The 3,712-nt window shown below is 57.6% G+C and carries 3 protein-coding genes; 1 reads left to right on the top strand and 2 read right to left on the bottom strand.

All coding sequences use genetic code 11. The annotated features are described in order from the left end of the window. Positions 1-55 precede the first annotated feature (55 nt). Positions 56-1,021, bottom strand: a complete 966-nt coding sequence (locus tag OC610_RS23080; RefSeq protein ID WP_264431105.1) for a M29 family metallopeptidase — start codon at positions 1,019-1,021, stop codon at positions 56-58. An 84-nt stretch (positions 1,022-1,105) separates the two neighbouring features. After that, positions 1,106-1,243, bottom strand: a complete 138-nt coding sequence (locus tag OC610_RS23075; RefSeq protein ID WP_003178782.1) for a hypothetical protein — start codon at positions 1,241-1,243, stop codon at positions 1,106-1,108. 940 nt (positions 1,244-2,183) lie between these two features. Between OC610_RS23075 and OC610_RS23070 the strand changes: the two genes are divergently transcribed. Beyond that, positions 2,184-3,602 (top strand): amino acid permease, encoded by a 1,419-nt coding sequence (locus OC610_RS23070; RefSeq protein WP_264431102.1) that lies wholly within the window; start codon positions 2,184-2,186, stop codon positions 3,600-3,602. Positions 3,603-3,712 lie beyond the last annotated feature (110 nt).

The raw sequence follows: 3,712 nt of genomic DNA, 5'->3' as shown, positions 1-3,712 counted from the left end.
CTGTGGGAGCGAGCTTGCTCGCGATGGCGCCAGCAGCCCCACCATCGATTTCAACCTAAAGCACAAACCGCCCATCAAACATCGGCTCATTATCCAGCGCCAGCACACCGCTTTCGAAAATCAGATCCAGGTGATGGCTGCCCTTGGCGCCGCCACCGAGCCCCAGGTGCAGGCCGCAATGGCGCTCTTCGAAACCGGCGTTGCGAGCGTACAGGCTCTTGACCCCTTCGTTGGTGCCGATTCCCAGTTCTTCGATGCGGCGGTTGGACGGATTGGCGTCCAGGTACCGGTTGAAATCGTGTTCCAGCCCCGGGACATCGGTGGCGATTTTCTGAATGGTGGAGTCTTCGATCCACAGCTCCAGCGGCGATTGCAGCACGCCATATTTGCGTGCGAAGGGAATCGTGCTGAGGAAAGTCCCGACGAATTTCACCCGGCCATTGATGGTGTCGCTGTGGGTGGCAATTTCGCCGGGAGCCAGGTCGTAGTTGCCGACGCCATTGATGTCGGTCCACTTCTTGATGCTGTGCAGTGCGGTGTCGAAATACGAGCCGTGCTCATCCTCGAAGCTCAATGTAGTGGCTTGGGACATGCGGCGGATCAGGTGGCTGTTGAGCCCGGCGATGCGTTGGGGAATGACGCTGAAAGTGTCGTAGAAGTACTCGCCGTAGTCCTTGAACAACAGCGATTTTCTCCAGTTGTCCGCCATCACACCCTGCAGCGCGCGGACAAAGTCCGGGCCATCGGGGCGTGGGTTGGGAAGGGTGGATGAGTCGTAGAAGAAAATATACAGATCGCTGTCGGCAATGGCCTGGGACAGGCGCTCTGTGGGTTCGAGGTCCAGGCGCATGGCGTTGAACCTGAACGGCGAAGTGCTCCCGGCTTGTTCTGCGATGCTGCCGGCCAACGCTTCGTAATCGGCAGTGTGGCCGAGCAATACCTTGGCGGGCTGGACGCCGGCCAGGGCAGGATGATGTTCGAGGTAGTAAAGGAAATGTGAGATGGCTCGTTGTGTGTCCATGCTTATTCTTCCCTGACGATTGATTTGGCTTCCTGACAGCAGGATGCGGAGCCGGCCGGCCGGATCAGCTCCGCCGGGTATCGCTTACAGAGGCCACATCGCCGTGCCGAACGGAACGACGGCGTCGGCTTGCATCATTTCAACGGCGGCTTCATGGGTCGGTGCCTCGAACCATTCGTCCAGTTGCAGTTCGGTTTCCAAGTCTTTGTCCAGTGCTTGCATAGTGAATCTCCTAGATGACTTTTGCGGAAAACGCGGGCCGATTCGGCGAGTAGGACCCGGCTGAATCGGCACCGCAAAAACTCGCCGGCACGATGCCTGGGCAAGTGGCTGAAAACCTAGTCGAGGGTTTTTTGGAATGCAAAAAATTATTTTATTTTTTTTGTTTGAACTTTTTGTTCCATTTTCCAGCGGCCAAATTAGCTCTTTAAAAACAGCTGTCTGATGAATTTTCTTCGTTAGGTAGCTACCTACCGTCAATTTGTGGTCACACTCTGAAAATGCCCTCAGTGGAAAGCCTTCGTTACGCATCGTAAAGAATTACTTACGAAAAATGCCGTTCATGCGGGTCATAAAGGCAGGGTTCGCCAGTTGTAAGAAAAAGCTTCCGCATGGCCTCGGCCCAGGCCCATTCCCAGAGCGCTGGCCCGCTTGTTTCGGCGCTTTTTCAAGGGTGAGATGCGCTCCATGCCTGTCGTGCAGGTGAATAACAAAAAGGAGGCGCAATGAACGCCATCGCTCCGTTTCCATTCTTCCGTGGTTGCGTTTTTTGCGCCCCACGCTTCAACGGCTCGCAAGAGCCCGGACCTGTTTTCGCAGCCGCCCGATCTGTTCGAGGCGGCCCCGTGCGATCCCGGCAAATGACACGCTGATCCGGTGGTGTCTGGTAGCAGGGGGTCAGCGGTGTACAATGCGCCGCGTTTTAACTGTGACCCTTCGCGTAGCCACGCACTTTCAAGGTTATCCGCCTTGTTCACTCCGCCACGCCACAAGCGTGTCGGGTTCGATTTCGTCACAGATAAAAACAAACAGGTGACGCATGACCGTTGTAAAAACGCTGAATTCCTGGTGCCTGCGCTGGGGTTTGATCGGCGCTGCTTGAGATCCGATTCGAGCGGCAACGTCTAACGAACATCATCAAACCTTGCGTGAGACCCTTTTCATGAGTGGACAAAACTCGCATTCAGGCGAGCTGAAGCGCGGCCTGAAAAATCGCCACATTCAATTGATCGCCCTTGGCGGCGCGATCGGCACGGGCCTGTTCCTCGGCTCGGCGGGGGTGCTGAAATCAGCCGGCCCGTCGATGATCCTTGGCTACGCCATTTGCGGCTTCATCGCCTTCATGATCATGCGCCAGTTGGGCGAGATGATCGTCGAAGAGCCGGTGGCCGGGTCCTTCAGTCATTTTGCCCACAAGTACTGGGGCGGTTTCGCCGGGTTCCTGTCGGGTTGGAACTGCTGGATCCTCTACATCCTGGTGGGCATGTCCGAGCTGACGGCGGTTGGCAAGTACATCCATTATTGGGCGCCGGACATTCCAACCTGGGTCTCGGCGGCGGCGTTCTTCATCCTGATCAATGCGATCAACCTGGCCAACGTCAAGGTCTTCGGCGAGGCCGAGTTCTGGTTCGCGATCATCAAGGTCGTGGCGATTGTTGGCATGATCGCCCTGGGCAGCTACCTGCTGGTCAGCGGCCATGGCGGCCCGCAAGCGTCAGTCAGCAACCTGTGGTCCCACGGCGGGTTCTTCCCCAACGGCGTGAGCGGCCTGGTCATGGCCATGGCCATCATCATGTTTTCCTTCGGTGGCCTGGAAATGCTCGGTTTCACTGCCGCTGAAGCCGACAAGCCGAAAACCGTGATCCCCAAGGCCATCAACCAGGTGATCTACCGGATCCTGATTTTCTACATCGGTGCCTTGGTGGTGCTGTTGTCCCTGACGCCTTGGGACAGCCTGCTGGCTACACTCAACGCTTCCGGCGATGCCTACAGCGGCAGCCCGTTCGTGCAGGTGTTTTCAATGCTGGGCAGCAATACCGCTGCGCACATCCTCAACTTCGTCGTGCTGACCGCCGCTTTGTCGGTGTACAACAGCGGCACCTACTGCAACAGCCGCATGTTGCTGGGCATGGCCGAGCAGGGCGATGCGCCCCGGGCTCTGGCGAAAATCGACAAGCGCGGCGTGCCGGTGCGTTCGATCCTCGCCTCGGCGGCGGTCACGCTGGTGGCGGTGCTGCTCAATTACCTGATTCCCCAGCATGCGCTGGAGCTGCTGATGTCGTTGGTGGTCGCGACCCTGGTGATCAACTGGGCGATGATCAGCTACTCGCACTTCAAGTTCCGCCAGCACATGAACCAGTCTCGCCAGACGCCACTGTTCAAGGCGTTGTGGTACCCGTATGGCAACTATGTCTGCCTGGCGTTCGTGGTGTTCATCCTCGGCGTGATGCTGCTGATCCCCGGCATCCAGGTCTCGGTGTACGCGATTCCGGTATGGGTGGTGTTCATGTGGGGCTGCTATGTGATCAAGAACAAGCGCGAGGCTCGGCATGAGCTGGCCGTGGCGGCTGCCTCCAAGTAAGCATCGTTGGAACAAGACAAACCCGGCCGAGTGCCGGGTTTGTTGTTTCAAGCAAGACACAAATTCCTGTTGGAAACCCCTGTGGGAGCGAGCTTGCTCGCGATAGCGGT

This window comes from Pseudomonas agronomica, assembly GCF_025917275.1.
Classification (GTDB): Bacteria; Pseudomonadota; Gammaproteobacteria; order Pseudomonadales; family Pseudomonadaceae; genus Aquipseudomonas; species Aquipseudomonas agronomica.
This window is presented reverse-complemented; position numbering and strand designations above follow the sequence as displayed.